This is a genomic window from Streptomyces sp. BF23-19 (assembly GCF_041106355.1).
Taxonomy (GTDB): domain Bacteria; phylum Actinomycetota; class Actinomycetes; order Streptomycetales; family Streptomycetaceae; genus Streptomyces; species Streptomyces virginiae_A.
Window position 1 is genome coordinate 34,767 of the sequence record NZ_JBGBPT010000067.1, and the last position, 17,248, is coordinate 52,014.

Annotated in this window: 17 protein-coding genes; 13 read left to right on the plus strand and 4 right to left on the minus strand. The window is 71.6% G+C overall.

From position 1 onward, the window contains the following. Nucleotides 1–73 precede the first annotated feature (73 nt). Entirely contained in the window at nucleotides 74–3,616 is a 3,543-nt protein-coding gene (gene dnaE, locus AB8A24_RS30820) for a DNA polymerase III subunit alpha (protein ID WP_369478135.1), read from the plus strand. A gap of 72 nt (nucleotides 3,617–3,688) precedes the next feature. On the opposite strand, the gene AB8A24_RS30825 is transcribed toward dnaE, so the two are convergent. Further along, the gene (locus AB8A24_RS30825) at nucleotides 3,689–3,850 is read right to left on the minus strand and encodes a hypothetical protein (protein WP_328963702.1); all 162 of its coding nucleotides are present in this window, start codon (nucleotides 3,848–3,850) and stop codon (nucleotides 3,689–3,691) included. A 220-nt stretch (nucleotides 3,851–4,070) separates the two neighbouring features. Here AB8A24_RS30825 and AB8A24_RS30830 point away from each other — a divergent pair, with 220 nt between their 5' ends. From AB8A24_RS30830 to AB8A24_RS30845, 4 genes are all read left to right on the plus strand, one after another. Beyond that, complete coding sequence (locus AB8A24_RS30830; RefSeq protein ID WP_328963703.1) at nucleotides 4,071–5,378, plus strand: NYN domain-containing protein; 1,308 nt, start codon at nucleotides 4,071–4,073, stop codon at nucleotides 5,376–5,378. A gap of 94 nt (nucleotides 5,379–5,472) precedes the next feature. Then, entirely contained in the window at nucleotides 5,473–6,444 is a 972-nt protein-coding gene (locus AB8A24_RS30835) for an ABC transporter ATP-binding protein (protein ID WP_369478140.1), read from the plus strand. Between the two features lie 122 nt (nucleotides 6,445–6,566). Further along, nucleotides 6,567–7,313, plus strand: a complete 747-nt coding sequence (locus AB8A24_RS30840) for an ABC transporter permease (RefSeq protein WP_369478141.1) — start codon at nucleotides 6,567–6,569, stop codon at nucleotides 7,311–7,313. A 47-nt stretch (nucleotides 7,314–7,360) separates the two neighbouring features. Continuing rightward, entirely contained in the window at nucleotides 7,361–8,026 is a 666-nt protein-coding gene (locus AB8A24_RS30845) for a hypothetical protein (RefSeq protein ID WP_323181211.1), read from the plus strand. Nucleotides 8,027–8,153: 127 nt separating this feature from the next. Here AB8A24_RS30845 and ybaK read toward each other — a convergent pair whose 3' ends face one another. From ybaK to AB8A24_RS30860, 3 genes are all read right to left on the minus strand, one after another. Next, nucleotides 8,154–8,648 (minus strand): Cys-tRNA(Pro) deacylase, encoded by a 495-nt coding sequence (ybaK, locus tag AB8A24_RS30850; RefSeq protein WP_369478136.1) that lies wholly within the window; start codon nucleotides 8,646–8,648, stop codon nucleotides 8,154–8,156. 10 nt (nucleotides 8,649–8,658) lie between these two features. Next, entirely contained in the window at nucleotides 8,659–9,396 is a 738-nt protein-coding gene (locus AB8A24_RS30855) for an LON peptidase substrate-binding domain-containing protein (protein ID WP_030724507.1), read from the minus strand. A 96-nt stretch (nucleotides 9,397–9,492) separates the two neighbouring features. Beyond that, nucleotides 9,493–11,031: an oxidoreductase gene (locus tag AB8A24_RS30860; protein WP_328966019.1), complete on the minus strand. Its 1,539-nt coding sequence runs from the start codon at nucleotides 11,029–11,031 to the stop codon at nucleotides 9,493–9,495. 182 nt (nucleotides 11,032–11,213) lie between these two features. Between AB8A24_RS30860 and hisD the strand changes: the two genes are divergently transcribed. The 8 genes from hisD to hisF are packed head-to-tail and all read left to right on the plus strand — an operon-like array spanning nucleotide 11,214 to nucleotide 16,930. Continuing rightward, complete coding sequence (gene hisD / locus AB8A24_RS30865; protein ID WP_369478137.1) at nucleotides 11,214–12,536, plus strand: histidinol dehydrogenase; 1,323 nt, start codon at nucleotides 11,214–11,216, stop codon at nucleotides 12,534–12,536. Further along, the gene (locus AB8A24_RS30870; protein WP_030724513.1) at nucleotides 12,533–13,642 is read left to right on the plus strand and encodes a histidinol-phosphate transaminase; all 1,110 of its coding nucleotides are present in this window, start codon (nucleotides 12,533–12,535) and stop codon (nucleotides 13,640–13,642) included. The genes hisD and AB8A24_RS30870 overlap by 4 nt, the downstream gene beginning before the upstream one ends. Further along, a complete protein-coding gene (hisB, locus tag AB8A24_RS30875; protein WP_030009963.1) occupies nucleotides 13,639–14,232 on the plus strand; it encodes an imidazoleglycerol-phosphate dehydratase HisB in 594 nt (197 codons plus the stop codon). Before AB8A24_RS30870 ends, hisB begins: the two co-directional genes overlap by 4 nt. A gap of 2 nt (nucleotides 14,233–14,234) precedes the next feature. After that, nucleotides 14,235–14,402 carry a hypothetical protein gene (locus tag AB8A24_RS30880; RefSeq protein WP_030009964.1) on the plus strand — a complete coding sequence of 56 codons (168 nt, stop codon included), beginning with the start codon at nucleotides 14,235–14,237 and terminating at the stop codon, nucleotides 14,400–14,402. Then, nucleotides 14,399–15,049: an imidazole glycerol phosphate synthase subunit HisH gene (gene hisH / locus AB8A24_RS30885; RefSeq protein ID WP_369478138.1), complete on the plus strand. Its 651-nt coding sequence runs from the start codon at nucleotides 14,399–14,401 to the stop codon at nucleotides 15,047–15,049. The genes AB8A24_RS30880 and hisH overlap by 4 nt, the downstream gene beginning before the upstream one ends. After that, nucleotides 15,049–15,780, plus strand: coding sequence for a bifunctional 1-(5-phosphoribosyl)-5-((5-phosphoribosylamino)methylideneamino)imidazole-4-carboxamide isomerase/phosphoribosylanthranilate isomerase PriA (priA, locus tag AB8A24_RS30890; RefSeq protein ID WP_030724518.1), 732 nt, complete (start codon nucleotides 15,049–15,051; stop codon nucleotides 15,778–15,780). The genes hisH and priA overlap by 1 nt, the downstream gene beginning before the upstream one ends. Then, nucleotides 15,777–16,178 (plus strand): RidA family protein, encoded by a 402-nt coding sequence (locus tag AB8A24_RS30895; RefSeq protein ID WP_266484938.1) that lies wholly within the window; start codon nucleotides 15,777–15,779, stop codon nucleotides 16,176–16,178. The genes priA and AB8A24_RS30895 overlap by 4 nt, the downstream gene beginning before the upstream one ends. After that, entirely contained in the window at nucleotides 16,175–16,930 is a 756-nt protein-coding gene (gene hisF / locus AB8A24_RS30900; protein ID WP_266390532.1) for an imidazole glycerol phosphate synthase subunit HisF, read from the plus strand. Before AB8A24_RS30895 ends, hisF begins: the two co-directional genes overlap by 4 nt. Nucleotides 16,931–17,248 lie beyond the last annotated feature (318 nt).

Here is a 17,248-nt window from a genome sequence, read left to right on the forward strand (position 1 = left end):
CCGTGATCTGTCACCCGGCCGACGTAGGATTCGAAGCTGCCCCCTCACCCCCCGCCGCCGGAGGACCCGCGCCGTGACAAAGCCGCCGTTCACGCACCTGCACGTCCACACCCAGTACTCGCTGCTGGACGGTGCCGCACGGCTGAAGGACATGTTCAACGCGTGCAACGAGATGGGCATGACGCACATCGCCATGTCCGACCACGGCAACCTGCACGGCGCCTATGACTTCTTCCACACCGCGCAGAAGGCCGGCATCACGCCGATCATCGGCATCGAGGCGTACGTCGCCCCCGAGTCCCGGCGCAACAAGCGGCGCATCCAGTGGGGCCAGCCGCACCAGAAGCGCGACGACGTCTCCGGTTCCGGTGGTTACACCCACAAGACCATCTGGGCGTCGAACGCCACCGGCCTGCACAACATCTTCCGGCTGTCCTCCGACGCGTACGCCGAGGGCTGGCTCACGAAGTGGCCGCGGATGGACAAGGAGACCATCTCCAAGTGGTCCGAGGGCCTGATCGCCTCCACCGGCTGCCCGTCCGGCGAGGTCCAGACCAGGCTGCGCCTCGGCCAGTTCGACGAGGCCGTGCAGGCCGCCTCCGACTACAAGGACATCTTCGGCGAGGGGCGCTACTTCCTGGAGCTGATGGACCACGGCATCGAGATCGAGCGCCGGGTCCGTGACGGGCTGCTGGAGATCGGCAAGAAGCTCGGCATCCCGCCGCTGGTGACGAACGACTCGCACTACACGTACGCGAGCGAGTCCGTCGCCCACGACGCCCTGCTCTGCATCCAGACCGGCAAGAACCTCTCGGACCCGGACCGCTTCCGCTTCGACGGCACCGGCTACTACCTGAAGTCGACCGACGAGATGTACGCGATCGACTCCTCGGACGCCTGGCAGGAGGGCTGCGCCAACACCCGGCTGGTCGCGGACCAGATCGACACCGAGGGCATGTTCAAGTTCCGGAACCTGATGCCGAAGTTCGACATCCCGGACGGCCACACCGAGGTCAGCTGGTTCCGCGAGGAGACCATGCGCGGCATGCACCGCCGCTACCCCGGGGGCATCCCGGAGGACCGGATGCAGCAGGCCGAGTACGAGATGGACACGATCATCTCGATGGGCTTCCCCGGCTACTTCCTCGTCGTCGCCGACTTCATCATGTGGGCCAAGAACCAGGGCATCGCGGTGGGCCCGGGCCGAGGCTCCGCGGCCGGTTCGATCGTCGCCTACGCCATGGGCATCACCGACCTCGACCCGCTCACCCACGGCCTGATCTTCGAGCGCTTCCTGAACCCCGAGCGCGTCTCCATGCCCGATGTCGACATCGACTTCGACGAGCGTCGGCGCGTCGAGGTGATCCGGTACGTGACCGACAAGTACGGCGCCGACAAGGTCGCCATGATCGGCACGTACGGCACCATCAAGGCCAAGAACGCGATCAAGGACTCGGCCCGCGTGCTGGGCTACCCGTACGCGATGGGCGACCGCCTCACCAAGGCCATGCCCGCCGACGTCCTCGGCAAGGGCATCCCGCTCTCCGGCATCCTCGACCCGGCGCACCCCCGCTACGGCGAGGCCGGCGAGATCCGCGGGATGTACGAGAACGAGCCCGACGTGAAGAAGGTCATCGACACCGCCCGCGGTGTGGAGGGCCTGGTCCGCCAGATGGGCGTGCATGCCGCCGGCGTGATCATGTCCAGCGAGACGATCACCGACCACGTACCCGTCTGGGTGCGGCACACCGACGGCGTCACCATCACCCAGTGGGACTACCCGAGCTGCGAGTCGCTCGGCCTGCTGAAGATGGACTTCCTGGGCCTGCGCAACCTCACGATCATGGACGACGCCGTCAAGATGGTGAAGGCCAACAAGGGGATCGACATCGATCTCCTCGGCCTCCCGCTCGACGACCCCAAGACCTTCGAACTGCTCGGCCGCGGTGACACCCTCGGCGTCTTCCAGTTCGACGGCGGGCCCATGCGCTCCCTGCTGCGCCTGATGAAGCCCGACAACTTCGAGGACATCTCCGCCGTCTCGGCCCTGTACCGGCCGGGCCCGATGGGCATGAACTCGCACACGAACTACGCCCTGCGCAAGAACAAGCAGCAGGAGATCACCCCGATCCACCCCGAGCTGGAGGGGCCGCTCGAAGAGGTGCTCGCGGTCACCTACGGCCTGATCGTGTACCAGGAGCAGGTCCAGAAGGCCGCCCAGATCATCGCCGGGTACTCGCTCGGCGAGGCCGACATCCTGCGCCGCGTGATGGGCAAGAAGAAGCCCGAGGAGCTGGCGAAGAACTTCGTCATCTTCGAGGCGGGCGCCAAGGAGAAGGGCTTCAGCGACCAGGCGATCAAGGCGCTGTGGGACGTCCTGGTCCCCTTCGCCGGCTACGCCTTCAACAAGGCGCACTCGGCCGCGTACGGGCTGGTCTCCTACTGGACCGCCTACCTGAAGGCGAACTTCCCCGCCGAGTACATGGCGGGCCTGCTCACCTCGGTCAAGGACGACAAGGACAAGTCCGCGATCTACCTGAACGAGTGCCGCCGGATGGGCATCAAGGTCCTGCCGCCGAACGTGAACGAGTCCGAGCCGAACTTCGCCGCCCAGGGCGACGACGTGATCCTCTTCGGCCTCACCGCGGTGCGCAACGTCGGCACCAACGTCGTCGAGTCGATCATCCGGACGAGGAAGGCCAAGGGGAAGTTCTCCTCCTTCCCCGACTTCCTGGACAAGGTCGAGGCCGTCGTCTGCAACAAGCGCACCGTCGAGTCGCTGATCAAGGCCGGCGCCTACGACGAGATGGGCCACACCCGCAAGGGCCTGGTCGCCCACCACGAGTCGATGATCGACAACGTGGTCGCGGTCAAGCGCAAGGAGGCCGAGGGGCAGTTCGACCTGTTCGGCGGGATGGGTGACGAGAACGCGAGCGACGAGCCCGGCTTCGGTCTCGACGTGGAGTTCTCCGACGTCGAGTGGGAGAAGTCCTACCTGCTCGCCCAGGAGCGCGAGATGCTCGGCCTCTACGTCTCCGACCACCCGCTCTTCGGTCTGGAGCACGTGCTCTCCGACAAGACGGACGCCGGTATCTCCCAGCTGACCGGCGGTGAGCACTCCGACGGCGCCGTCGTCACCATCGGCGGCATCATCTCGGGCCTCCAGCGCAAGATGACCAAGCAGGGCAACGCCTGGGCCATCGCCACCGTCGAGGACCTGGCCGGCTCCATCGAATGCATGTTCTTCCCGGCGACCTATCAGCTCGTCTCCACCCAGCTGGTCGAGGACACCGTGGTCTTCGTCAAGGGCCGCCTCGACAAGCGCGAGGACGTCCCCCGCCTGGTCGCCATGGAGATGATGGTCCCCGACCTCTCCTCGGCCGGCACCAACGCCCCGGTGGTCCTCACCATCCCCACCGTCAAGGTCACGCCGCCGATGGTGACCCGTCTGGGCGAGATCCTGCGCCACCACAAGGGCAACACAGAGGTACGGATCAAGCTGCAGGGGCCGCGGACCACCACCGTGCTCCGCCTCGACAAGCACCGCGTCCAGCCCGACCCGGCGCTCTTCGGCGACCTCAAGGTGCTGCTCGGACCGTCCTGCCTGGCCGGATAGCGCCCCCGGAACACACGCGCGGAAGGGCCCGCCGGAGTACCGGGCGGGCCCTTCCGCGTGCGAGTACGGCCGTCAGTTGTGGCCGAACTTCTTCTCCTTGCGCTTGTGCGCCATGTCCATCGGGCTCGGAGCCGAGGAAGGCATCGACTCGGGCTCCGGCGAGCTCTTGGTCGGATCCTGCCCCGACCGGGCCTGCTGCTTGGCGGGCTGCTTCTGGTTCTTGTTCTTGGCCATGGTGGAGCCTCCGTGAGGGTCTAGGGGCCAGGACCGCCTTCACACTCACACAACGCCAGAAACGGCGCATTTTGGATCATTACTGCGCGTAGTCGATGTCTTCCACCCCGTCGACCGTGAGATCCGCCACGCCGATGATCGAGTTCCGGCCTTCAACACCCTTGGGGTCGGGCAGACTCGGGGAACCGCCGCAAAGCACAGAGGACCCCCAGGGAAGAGGGTGGAACGCGTGGACCGCTGCGTCGTCCTGGTGGACGCCGGCTACCTGCTGGGTGCCGCCGCCAGCCTTCTTGCCGGGGAGCCCTCCCGCTCCCGGATCACCATCGACCATGCCGCCCTCATCCAAGGCCTGCGCGAGCGGGCCGAGGCCGACACCGAGCAGCCCCTGCTGCGCATCTACTGGTTCGACGGAGCGCCCGATCGGGTGCCCCAGCCCGAACACCGGCGACTGCGCGTCATGCCCCGCGTCACCGTCCGCCTCGGCGCCCTGACCCGCAGCGACGGCCGCTGGGCACAGAAGGGCGTCGACGCCGCCATGCACGCGGAGCTCACCGAGCTCGCCCGCAACCGCGCCTGCTCCGACGTCGTACTCGTCACCGGCGACGGAGACCTGTTGCCCGGCCTGATGTCCGCCAAGGAACACGGGGTCGCCGTCCACCTGTGGGCCGTCCAGGCCGCCGACGGGGACTACAACCAGTCCGAGGACCTCGTCGCCGAGGCCGACGAACGCCGCGTCCTGGACCGCGCCTGGATCACCCGGGCCGTCCGCGCCAAGGACCTCACCGGACTGTGCTCCCCACCGCCCGCCCCCCGCCCCGACATCGCCGCCATCCTCTCGGCCCCGCTGCCCGAGGCCGCGCTCGCCGAGGCCGCCCGCAACGGCGCCGCCGCCACCGGACCGCAGGACCGCGACGGAGTTCCCGTACCGGCGCCCACCACCCCCGGCGGCAAGCCGGTCCCCACCCCCAAGGACCTGGCCGGCGCCCTGCGCGCCACCGGCCAGCAGAGCGGCCCGCAGACCGCGCCGAGCGGCGCCCACGCCCCCGCCAGCGCCCTGCGCTGGTCCTCCGACAAGGGCTGGATCGACCGGGCCGGCCCGCTGGGCGAGCCCGCCGAGACCGCCTCGCTGCCCACCCTCGCCCAGCTCACCAGCGCCGAACAGCGCTGGGCGGACCGCGAGGAGGACATCACCACCGTCGGCGGCGACCCGTTCGAGGTGGGACAGGTGTTCGCCCGACGCTGGATGGAACGGCTCCCGGAGACCGTGCACCTGCAGAAGCTGGCCACGATGTACCCCCGGATCCCCCACCGGATCGACGGCGAACTGCTGCGCTACGCCGCCCGGTTCGGGCTGCTCGCGCACAAGGACGACCAGATCGACGAGCACGACCGGTACGCCATCCGGGCCGGGTTCTGGCGGGAGATCGACGTCCGCGCCGCCGCCGAACACGTGGCCGCCGTACCGACCTCCGGGCCCGGATCCACCCCCGGCGAGTTCACCGCCCCGCTGACCCCGACGGCCGAGTAGGGCCGGGAACCCCGTAGGCTGCTCCCTCGTGAGTACGGGCACAGCACAGGCGGGGAACAGCACGGCGGCGGCCGCGGGAGCGGCGTCGGACGTCATCTGCGCGGTGCGTGACCTCGTCAAGACGTATCCCGCGGTACGCGGCCGGCGCGGGGCTCCCGCCCTGCCCGAGACCCGCGCCAACGACGGGATCTCCCTCGACGTCCGGCGCGGCGAGATCTTCGGCCTGCTCGGCCCCAACGGCGCCGGCAAGTCCACCCTGGTCCGCCAGCTCACCGGCCTGATGCGGCCCGACTCCGGCTCCGTGACCCTGCTCGGCCACGACCTCGTACGCCACCCCGAACGAGCCTCCCGGCTGCTCGCCTACCTGGGGCAGGAGTCCACCGCCCTGGACGAGCTCACGGTGGCGCTGGCCGTCGAGACCACCGGGCGGCTGCGCGGGCAGGGCGTCCGCGCCGCCCGGGCCGCGCGCGACGCCGTACTGGACGAACTCGGGCTGGCCCCGATCGCCTGCCGGCCCCTGAAGAAACTTTCCGGCGGCCAGCGCCGCCTCGCCTGCTTCGCCACCGTGCTGGTGGGGGAGCGGCCCGTACTGGTCCTCGACGAGCCCACCACCGGTATGGACCCGGTCGCCCGGCGCGCCGTGTGGTCCGCCGTCGACCGGCGGCGCGCCCAGCACGGCGCCACGGTCCTGCTCGTCACCCACAACGTCATCGAGGCCGAGACCGTCCTGGACCGGGTCGCCGTCATCGACCAGGGCAAGGTCATCGCCTGCGACACCCCGTCCGGCCTGAAGGCCACCGTCTCGGGCGAGGTCCGGCTGGAGCTGGTGTGGCGCGAGGGCGCCCCGCTGGAGGTCCCGGAGGTCGCCCGGCTGCGCGCCCGGGCCGTCGAGTCCGGGCGCCGCTGGGTGCTCCGGCTGGCGCCGGACGAGGCGAGGGCGGCGGTCGCCTCGGTCACCGGGAGCCCGGCCTTCGCCGCGCTCGACGACTTCACCCTGGCCACCCCCAGCCTGGAAGACGTGTACCTGGCCCTCGGCGGCAGGACGAAGGGGCTGGTGAAGTCGTGAACGACCGTTCCACGGGAGCCGTCCGGGCCGTGCTCGCGCCCGATGCCGTGCCGTCACCCGCTGCGGGCGCCGCGCCGGCGGACGCCGCCGCGGGCCGTGCACAGGCACCGCAGCCCGCGCCGCTGGCGCCCCGCGCGCGGTTCTTCCCCTCCCTGGCGGCCGTCTACCGGGCCCAGCTGTCCCGGGCCCGGGTGGCCCGGATCCCGCTGCTGTTCGTCGCCACCTTCCAGTCCGTCGGGATCATGATCCTGATGCGGGGCGTGGTCGACGGAGGCTCCGAGGCCCGCGCCGTCGTCGCCGGCTCCTCGGTGCTCGTCGTCGCCTTCGTCGCCCTGAACCTGCTCGCCCAGTACTTCGGGCAGCTGCGGGCCGGCGGCGGGCTCGACCACTACGCCACCCTGCCCGTGCCGCCCGCGTCGGTGGTCCTGGGCGCGGCCGCCGCGTACGCCTCCTTCACCCTGCCGGGGACCCTGGTCACCGCCGTCTTCGGATGCCTGCTGTTCGGGCTGCCGATGAGCGGGCTGTGGATCCTGGCCGCGGTCGTACCGCTGGCCGGGGCCGCGCTGGCCGGGCTCGGTGCGGCGCTGGGACTGCTGGCACCCCGACAGGAGCTGGCCACCCTCGCGGGACAGCTCGGCATGTCCGCGGCGCTGCTGCTCGGGGTGCTGCCGCCGGAGCGGATGCCGGCCGTGATCGTGTGGGCCCGGGACCTGTTGCCGTCCACGTACGGCGTCGAGGCCTTCGCCCGTACCTTCGCCCCGGAACCGGACTGGGCCGCCGTCGCCTTCGACCTGGGCGTGTGCGGGGCCGTCGGGGTGCTCTCGCTGGCCGTCGCGACCTGGGCGTACCGCCGGGCGGCCGTCCGCTGACACGGTCCGCCGACGCCGCTGCCGGGCACACCTGGCACGATGTGGGGGTGACCGAAGCCGTGACCCCGCAGTCCCCCCTCGACCCGCCGCCGCTCCAGCCCGAGAAGCCGGGGGCCGCCGCCCGGGCGATCACCCCGGAGGACATCCGGGACGGGGCCGTCGTCGCCCTGCTCCTCGGAGCGGCCGGACTGCTCCTCGGCCTGCTGTGGGTGTGGCTGGCCCCCCGGGTGCAGTACGTCTCCAACGGTGAGGCGGTGTTCCTGCGCAACAGCGAGAGCGAGGCGCGGATCGCCTCCGACGGCACCTTCTTCCTGCTGGCGCTTGGACTGGGCGTGCTCAGCGCCGTCGGCACCTTCCTGTGGCGGCGGTCCGGCGGCGTGCCGCTGGTGATCGGGCTCGCGGTCGGGTCCGTCTTCGGGGCGCTCGTGGGGTGGCGGTTCGGGCTGTGGCTGGGACCGTCGTCGGACCTGGTCGCCGCCGCGAAGAAGGCGGGCGAGGGGGTTGCCTTCGACGCGCCGCTGGAGTTGCTCGCGCACGGGGCGCTGCTGGCGTGGCCGATGATCGCCGTGCTGTTGCACCTCGGGATGACCGCGCTGTGGACACCGCGGGATCCGGATCCCGAGCCCGTGTTCGGCTGGTCGCAGTACTACCAGGCGCCGACGCCGCCGCCCGCCGATGCGGCTCCCTCGGCCCCGGAGGCCCCGCGCGCCTGACCCTCCCGGGGGTACGGGTGGGCCGCTGCGCGGAGCCTGCCCCGCCCCGCCCTTTCTCCGTTTCCCGCGGCTCCGCCCCGGACCCCGCGCCTCAAACGCCGGCGGGGCTGGAAGAAGCGCGGCGGGGCTAGGCCCGGGCGATCGAGGCCACGGTGGCCGAGGTGAGCGTGGTCAGGTCCGACGGGGAGAGTTCGATCTCCAGGCCGCGGCGGCCCGCCGAGCAGCAGATCGTGGGGTGCGCCGCGGCCGAGCTGTCGATCACCGTGCGCAGGCGCTTGCGCTGGCCGAGCGGGGAGATGCCGCCGCGGACGTAGCCCGTGGTGCGCTCCGCCAGGGCCGGGTCGGCCATCGCCGCCCGCTTGCCGCCGACCGCCGTCGCCAGGGCCTTGAGGTCCAGCGACCCCGAGACCGGGACCACCGCCACCGTCAGTACGCCGTCCACGTCCGCGACCAGCGTCTTGAACACCTGGGCGGGCGAGACGCCGAGCGCCTGCGCCGCCTCCTCCCCGTACGAGGGATGGGCCGGGTCGTGCTCGTACGCGTGCGTGGTGAACGCGACGCCCGCCGCCGTCAGGGCGACGATCGCCGGGGTACCTGCCGCCTGCTTGGACTTCTTCGCCATCGGTGCGCGCTCAGTTCGGGCTCGTCGGGGCACGGGTCAGGTCCACCGCCGGCAAGGACGGGAGGTGCCGGATCACCGCCGTCTCCGTGCGCAGCAGCTTCAGCTCCTCCGCCAGTCGCGTCGCGATGTCCGGGGCCTGGAGCAGCCGCTGCTTCGCCGGGATGTCCAGCACCGCCGCCGCTGCCACCAGGTAGGAGACCACCGAGGGCTCGTCGGGGAGCTCCGCGCCCGTCAGGGACCGCTCACGGGCCCCGGCCAGCCGCTTCTGGTAGTTGCGGAAGGCCCGCAGGACCCCCTCGGCCAGCACGCCCGCGCCGTCGCCCGCGTCCTCCGGGAGCTCCTCCAGCTCCGCGGTCAGGAACGGGCCCGAGGAGTCGACCGAGATCAGGCGGACCCGCGTCGTACCGGTCGCCAGGACCTCGAAGCTGCCGTCCTCCCGCTCCCGGACGGTCGCCGCGTCGGCGATGCAGCCCACCCGGTGGAAGGCCTGGATCGGGTCGGGGCCGAAGCCCGCCGCCGGGCCGCGCTCGGGCAGGGCCGTCTGGTCCGGCAGGCCGGGCGCGGTCGGCGCGACCTCCCGGCCGTCGCGGATCGCGACGACCGCGAAGCGGCGCGGCTCGTCCTCGCCCGTCTTCAGCAGCTCGCGCATCATGGCGCGATAACGCTCCTCGAAGATGTTCAACGGGAGGACGAGTCCCGGGAACAGCACCGAGTTCAGCGGGAAGAGGGGCAGGCGAACGGTGGTCACCTGGCACAGGGTAATCGCCCGGGCCCCGGAGGGTGTCCGGCGTTTGAGGGGCGGACGGTGGCACGTGCGCGATCCACCGGCCGACCCCCGCCGCCGTCACCCCCGTCGCAGCAGCCGCGAGGCCCCCGCCGCCACCGTCGTGGCCAGGATCCAGCCCATGACGACCAGGCCCGCCGCCCCCCACTGCCAGCCGCCCTCCAGCTTCCACTGCCCCTGCTGGCCGAGGTCGATCACCGGAAGCAGCAGGTCCAGCGCGTACAGGGCGGCGCTCCACTGCGGGTGCTCGTCCGCCTTGATCGCGGGCGGATCCAGCTGGGAGAACATCAGCGCCCCGGCCGCCCACAGCACCGTCATCCACAGCGCGGCCCGGCCCGGCCGGTAGCCGTAGACCACCGTCCAGTCCTGGAGGTACCCCCACGCCTTCGGGGCGGGCGGCAGCGTGGCCCGGCGCCGCCGCTGCTTGGCCAGCAGCACCTCGCGGGCCTCCTGGTCCTCGCCGCTGGCCCGCAGGACCGTGGCCAGCCGCTCGTACGGCTCCGGCGAGTACTCCGGAGTGGCCGCCGCCACCCACTCCAGGCGGCGCGCGAGCGGGAAATGACCCCGGGGCGCGAGGTTCTCGTAGACGAATCCCTCGATGGACAACCCGCCCGGGCCCGGCCAGCTCGTGGAGGTGTCGACGAGCTTGACCACCTTGGCCCCGGACACCACCACCCGCCCGCTCTCCGGCCGCTCGCCGACGAAACGGAACTCGGGGGTCTGGATCCGGCGCAGGGAGATCTCCTGCTCGTCGGTGAGCGTGAACCGGGCACCGTAGAAGTCGATGGCGTCCCCGAACCGCCCGTCGTCCAGCCGCAGCCCGCCCAGGCACTCGAAGTACTGGGCCCGCCGGCCCCGTACCGGGGTCGGCCCCAGCCCGTACGGGGGAGTGGAGGTGCCCCCGTACGCCGCGTAGTCCAGCGCGATGGAGGTCAGGTACAGGGTCCGCTCGACCGTCAGCTGCGGGGCGTTCAGCGCGAACCGCCCGGCCGGGTTGCGCAGCCGGGCCCCGCGCAGGTTCATCGACACGCCGACCTTCGCCCCGCGCAGGCTCACCTCCCCGTACGTCTCCAGCAGCTCGCCCTGTAAGTCCTGTGCGACGGACAGCCCGTCGGCGGCGATCGCCCGGCCCTTGTTGTCCCGCTGCACCACGGCCTGGCTGATCAGCAGGTCGGTACCGATCTGCGCGTCGGTCAGCCGGATCCCGCGAGCCACCCGGCAGCGCGGCAGGTGCAGATCGCCCTCGGTGTGCAGCCGGGCGGCCTCCAGCCGCGGTATCGCGCAGTTGACCATCCGCAGCGTGCCGAAACGGGCCTCGGACAGCTGGATCTCGCTGTCGAAGCGACAGGACTGGAGCTCCACGTACGGGGCCACCGTGCCACCGGACAGTTCCAGCCGCCCGCTGATCCGCACCCCGCGCAGCTTGAGCGAGGCCACCCGGCCCGGCACCGGCGGCGGCCCGTGCAGCAGCAGCCGGGCGACCACCCGGGCGCGGACACTGCGCTCGGGCCCCCAGACGTGCTCGGAGTGGGGATCGTCCCGGTCGGCGGCGCGGGTGCTGAGATCGCAGATGCTGCCCGTGCGGTACGCGTCCCACATGCGGCGTTCGGAAGCGGTGAGATCCGCCGGTTCCTCGTCCGTGCGCGCCTCGGTCACGGCGGCCCCCCTCCGCTGTCATCTACGTGTAGGGGAACGCTATCGGGCCCCTGTGACATCCGGGGCCTGTATCAGCCAGTGATACGGGCGGACGGTGGCGCGAAGCGGTCTGAGAGAATTGTGAGGTGATCTCTCGTATCGACCTGCGCGGTGACGCCCTCCCCGAGGGTGGCGCCCTGCGCGATCTGCTGCCCCGTGCCGAGTTCGACGTAGAAGCTGCCCTGGAGAAGGTGCGGCCCATCTGCGAGGACGTCCATCATCGTGGCACGGCGGCGCTGATCGAGTACGCGCAGAAGTTCGACGGGGTCGAGCTCTCGCAGGTCCGGGTGGACACGGAGGCGATCAAGGCCGCCCTGGAGCAGCTGGACCCGGCCGTCCGAGCCGCCCTGGAGGAGTCGATCCGGCGCGCCCGGATCGTGCACCGCAACCAACGCCGCACCGAGCACACCACCCAGGTGGTCCCCGGCGGCACCGTGACCGAGAAGTGGGTTCCGGTGGAGCGCGTGGGGCTGTACGCCCCGGGCGGCCGCTCCGTGTACCCGTCCTCCGTCGTCATGAACGTCGTACCGGCCCAGGAGGCGGGCGTCGAGTCGATCGCGCTCGCGTCCCCGCCGCAGAGGGAGTTCGGCGGCCTGCCGCACCCGACGATCCTCGCCGCCTGCGCGCTGCTCGGCGTGGACGAGGTGTACGCGGTGGGCGGTGCGCAGGCCGTCGCCATGTTCGCGTACGGGACCGAGGACTGCCTGCCCGCCAACATGGTGACCGGCCCCGGCAACATCTGGGTCGCCGCCGCCAAGCGCTACTTCACCGGGAAGATCGGCATCGACACCGAGGCCGGCCCGACCGAGATCGCCGTCCTCGCCGACTCCACGGCCGACCCGGTGCACGTCGCCGCCGACCTCATCAGCCAGGCCGAGCACGACCCGCTGGCCGCCGCCGTGCTCGTCACGGACTCCGCGGAACTCGCGGACGCCGTCGAGAAGGAGCTGGAGCCACAGGTCGCCGCGACCAAGCACGTCGAGGACCGGATCAAGCCCGCCCTCGCCGGCAAGCAGTCCGCGATCGTGCTGGTCGACAGCCTGGAGGACGGCCTCAAGGTCGTCGACGCGTACGGCGCCGAGCACCTGGAGATCCAGACCGCCGACGCGGCCGCCTGGGCCGCCCGCGTACGCAACGCCGGCGCGATCTTCGTCGGCCCGTGGGCCCCGGTCTCCCTCGGCGACTACTGCGCCGGCTCCAACCACGTCCTGCCCACCGGCGGCTGCGCCTGCCACTCCTCCGGCCTGTCCGTGCAGTCCTTCCTGCGCGGCATCCACATCGTCGACTACACGCGGGACGCCCTCGCCGAGGTCACCCACCACGTGGTGACGCTGGCCGAGGCCGAGGACCTGCCCGCGCACGGCGCCGCCCTGAAGGCGCGCTTCGGATGGAAGGTGCCCACCCAGTGAGCTTCGGCATCGACGACCTGCCCATCCGGGACGAGCTGCGCGGCAAGAGCCCCTACGGCGCCCCGCAGCTCGACGTACCCGTCCAGCTGAACACCAACGAGAACCCGTACGAGCTGCCCGCCGAGCTCGTCGCGCGCATCGCCGAGCGCGTCGCCGAGGCGGCCCGCACCCTCAACCGCTACCCCGACCGGGACGCGGTCGAGCTGCGCACCCAGCTGGCCGCCTACCTCACCCGTACCGGCAAGCACCCCGTCGCGCGCGAGAACGTCTGGGCCGCCAACGGCTCCAACGAGGTCATCCAGCAGCTGCTGCAGACCTTCGGCGGACCCGGCCGCACCGCGCTCGGCTTCGAGCCCTCCTACTCGATGCACGCGCTGATCTCCCGCGGCACCGGCACCGGCTGGATCTCCGGCCCGCGCAGCGAGGATTTCACCATCGACGTGGAAGCGGCGGAGCGGGCGATCACCGAGCACGCCCCCGACGTCGTCTTCATCACCTCGCCCAACAACCCCACGGGCACCGCGGTCGAGGCCGAGACGGTCCTCGCCCTCTACGAGGCCGCGCAGGCGGCCAAGCCGTCCCTGGTGATCGTCGACGAGGCGTACGTGGAGTTCAGCCACCGGGACTCGCTGCTGCCCCTCATCGAGGGCCGCCCCAACATGGTGGTCTCCCGGACCATGTCCAAGGCCTTCGGCGCGGCCGGTCTGCGCCTGGGCTACCTGGCGGCGCACCCCGCCGTCGTCGACGCCGTCCAGCTGGTGCGCCTGCCGTACCACCTGTCGGCCGTCACCCAGGCCACCGCACTGGCCGCGCTGGAACACACCGACACCCTGCTCGGCTACGTCGAGCAGCTCAAGGCCGAGCGCGACCGCCTGGTCGTGGAACTGCGGGCCATCGGCTTCGAGGTCACCGATTCCGACGCGAACTTCATCCAGTTCGGGAAGTTCGAGGACTCGCACACCGCCTGGCAGAAGATCCTCGACCAGGGCGTCCTGGTCCGGGACAACGGCGTACCGGGATGGCTGCGGGTCACCGCCGGCACCCCGACGGAGAACGACGCGTTCCTGGAAGCGGTTCGCGCACTGAAGAAGGAGCAGCACGCATGAGCCGCATCGGACGGGTCGAACGGACCACCAAGGAGACCTCGGTCGTCGTCGAGATAAACCTCGACGGCACCGGCCAGGTCGACGTCTCGACGGGCGTGGGCTTCTACGACCACATGCTCGACCAGCTCGGCCGCCACGGCCTCTTCGACCTCACCGTCAAGACCGAGGGCGACCTGCACATCGACAGCCACCACACCATCGAGGACAGCGCCCTCGCGCTCGGCGCCGCCTTCAAGCAGGCCCTCGGCGACAAGGTCGGCATCTACCGCTTCGGCAACTGCACCGTGCCGCTCGACGAGTCCCTCGCCCAGGTGACCGTCGACCTGTCCGGCCGCCCCTACCTCGTGCACACCGAGCCCGAGAACATGGCGCCGATGATCGGCACGTACGACACGACGATGACCCGGCACATCTTCGAGTCCTTCGTCGCGCAGGCCCAGATCGCCCTGCACATCCACGTCCCGTACGGCCGCAACGCCCACCACATCGTGGAGTGCCAGTTCAAGGCCCTGGCCCGGGCCCTGCGCTACGCCGCCGAGTTCGACCCGCGCGCGGCCGGCATCCTGCCCTCCACGAAGGGCGCCCTCTAGCCGTGAACGGCCTCAACACCATCCTGATCGTCCTCGGCCTGTTCCTGGCCGGGGGCGTCTACTCCTTCCAGAAGCAGAAGATGCCCAAATCGGTCATCATCCTGCTGGCCCTCGCCTCCGCGATGTGCCTCGCCGCCGGAGTCCTGCGAATCCAGGGAATTTGGGAATGAGCGCAGTCCGCCCCACCAAGAACGTCGTCGTCTTCGACTACGGCTTCGGAAACGTCCGCTCCGCCGAGCGGGCCCTCGCCCGCGTCGGCGCGAACGTCGAGATCACCCGCGACTACGACAAGGCCATGGACGCCGACGGACTCCTCGTCCCCGGCGTCGGCGCCTTCTCCGCCTGCATGCAGGGCCTCAAGGACGCCCGCGGCGACTGGATCATAGGGCGGCGGCTCTCCGGCGGGCGCCCGGGCATGGGCATCTGCGTCGGCATGCAGATCCTCTTCGAGCGCGGCATCGAGCACGGCGTCGAGACCGAGGGCCTGGACGAGTGGCCCGGCACGGTCGGCCCCCTCAAGGCCCCGATCGTCCCCCACATGGGCTGGAACACCGTCGAGGCCCCGGCCGACAGCCAGGCCTTCAAGGGCCTGGACGCCGACGCCCGGTTCTACTTCGTGCACTCCTACGCGGCGCGCGACTGGAGCCTCGAAGTCACCAACCCGCTGATCCGCGCCCCCAGGGTCACCTGGGCCACCCACGGCGAGCGCTTCGTGGCGGCGGTGGAGAACCGGGCCCTGTGGGCCACGCAGTTCCACCCCGAGAAGTCCGGCGACGCCGGAGCCCAGCTCCTCACCAACTGGATCGAGACCCTGTGATGACCGCACCCACGCTCGAACTCCTGCCCGCGGTCGACGTCCGCGACGGCCAGGCCGTCCGCCTCGTGCACGGGGTGTCCGGCAGCGAGACCTCCTACGGCTCCCCGCTGGAAGCGGCCCTCGCCTGGCAGCGCTCCGGCGCCGAATGGCTGCACCTGGTCGACCTGGACGCCGCCTTCGGCACCGGCGACAACCGCGCCCTGGTCGCCGAGATCACCCGCGCCATGGACATCAAGGTCGAGCTGTCCGGCGGCATCCGCGACGACGCCTCGCTCGCCGCGGCCCTCGCCACCGGCTGCACCCGCGTCAACCTGGGCACCGCCGCCCTGGAGACCCCCGAGTGGGCCGCCAAGGCCATCGCCGAGCACGGCGACAAGATCGCCATCGGCCTCGACGTCCGCGGCACCACCCTCAAGGGACGCGGCTGGACCAGCGAGGGCGGCGACCTCTACGAGACCCTCGCCCGCCTCGACTCCGAGGGCTGCGCCCGGTACGTCGTCACCGACATCGGCAAGGACGGCACGCTCACCGGCCCCAACCTGGAGCTGCTGAAGAACGTCTGCGCCGCCACCGACCGGCCCGTCGTCGCCTCCGGCGGCATCTCCTCGCTCGACGACCTGCGGGCGCTGTCCGAACTGGTCCCGCAGGGCGTCGAAGGCGCGATCGTCGGCAAGGCCCTGTACGCCAAGGCCTTCACCCTGGAAGAAGCCCTGAAGGTGGTCTCCGCATGAGCAACCCCTCCAACTCCACGGCCGGCGTACGCCGCATCTCCTCCGGCGGTGCCTACGAGGACGTCATCGGCTACTCGCGCGCCGTGGCCCTCTCCAACGGCCTGGTCCTGGTCTCCGGCTGCACCGCGGCCGACGCGGGCGGCCCCTACGACCAGACGGTCAAGGCCTTCGAGGTCGCCTTCAAGGCGCTCGCCGAGGCCGGCATGGGACCCGAGGACGTGGTCCGCACCCGCTTGTACCTCACGCACGCCCGGGACGTCGACGAGGTCGGCCGCGCCCACAAGCAGCTCTTCGACGCGGTCCGGCCCGCCGCGACCATGCTCATCGTCTCCGGCTTCGTCGACCCCGGCATGGTCGTCGAGGTGGAGGTCGAGGCGTACAAGGCGGTGGCGGAATGACCCTCGCCGTACGCGTGATCCCTTGCCTGGACGTGGACAACGGCCGGGTCGTCAAGGGCGTCAACTTCCAGAACCTGCGTGACGCGGGCGACCCGGTGGAGATGGCCAAGCTGTACGACGCCGAGGGCGCCGACGAGCTGACCTTCCTCGACATCACCGCGTCCTCCGGGAACCGCGAGACCACGTACGACGTGGTGCGGCGCACCGCCGAGCAGGTCTTCATCCCGCTCACGGTGGGCGGCGGCGTCCGGACGGCCGACGACGTCGACAAGCTGCTGCGCGCGGGAGCGGACAAGGTGGGCGTGAACACGGCCGCCATCGTCCGCCCCGAGCTGATCCAGGAGATCGCGGAGCGCTTCGGCCGGCAGGTCCTCGTCCTGTCCGTGGACGCGCGCCGCACGGCCGCCGGGACCTTCGAGGTCACCACGCACGGCGGCCGACAGGGCACCGGCATCGACGCGGTCGAATGGGCGCACCGGGCCGCGGAGCTGGGCGCGGGCGAGATCCTGCTCAACTCGATGGACGCGGACGGCACCAAGGACGGCTACGACGTCGAGATGATCGCGGCGGTCCGCAAGCACGTCACGGTCCCGGTGATCGCCTCGGGCGGCGCGGGCCGCCTCGCCGATTTCGCCCCGGCGATCGAGGCGGGTGCCGATGCGGTTCTGGCGGCGTCGGTCTTCCACTTCGGCGACCTCCGCATCGCCGAAGTGAAAACGGCCCTCCGCGAAGCGGGCCACCCCGTCCGCTGATCCCGTCCCGGGCGGGTGCGGGTCCCGTCCCGGGCGGGGTGCGGGATCGTTGTCCGGGTGCGGCCCGGTGGCAGCGCCGCTGCCCTGGCCGGGCGGTGCGGGTCCCGTCCCGGGTGCGGCCGGGTGGGCGCGCCTCAATCGCCGGCGGGGCTGGGTCGGGCTTCGGGTGGGGCGGTGCCCCTGCGGGGGCTCTCCTCGGCTCGCGCGGCGCGGCCATGGTCATGCGGTGCGACCCGGGTTGCGCGCTCGTCCTGCGGGGAGCCCCCGCAGTGTCACCGCCCCACGGCCCGTGGGAGGAGGCGGGCGGTTCCGCCCGGG

Excerpts from the sequence above, each read along its gene's own strand:
- AB8A24_RS30825 (WP_328963702.1), bottom strand. The coding sequence starts at position 3,850 with ATGGCCAAGAACAAGAACCAGAAGCAGCCCGCCAAGCAGCAGGCCCGG.
- ybaK (WP_369478136.1), bottom strand. The coding sequence starts at position 8,648 with ATGGCGAAGAAGTCCAAGCAGGCGGCAGGTACCCCGGCGATCGTCGCC.
- AB8A24_RS30860 (WP_328966019.1), bottom strand. The coding sequence starts at position 11,031 with ATGTGGGACGCGTACCGCACGGGCAGCATCTGCGATCTCAGCACCCGC.
- hisB (WP_030009963.1), top strand. The coding sequence starts at position 13,639 with ATGAGCCGCATCGGACGGGTCGAACGGACCACCAAGGAGACCTCGGTC.
- hisH (WP_369478138.1), top strand. The coding sequence starts at position 14,399 with ATGAGCGCAGTCCGCCCCACCAAGAACGTCGTCGTCTTCGACTACGGC.
- priA (WP_030724518.1), top strand. The coding sequence starts at position 15,049 with ATGACCGCACCCACGCTCGAACTCCTGCCCGCGGTCGACGTCCGCGAC.
- AB8A24_RS30895 (WP_266484938.1), top strand. The coding sequence starts at position 15,777 with ATGAGCAACCCCTCCAACTCCACGGCCGGCGTACGCCGCATCTCCTCC.
- hisF (WP_266390532.1), top strand. The coding sequence starts at position 16,175 with ATGACCCTCGCCGTACGCGTGATCCCTTGCCTGGACGTGGACAACGGC.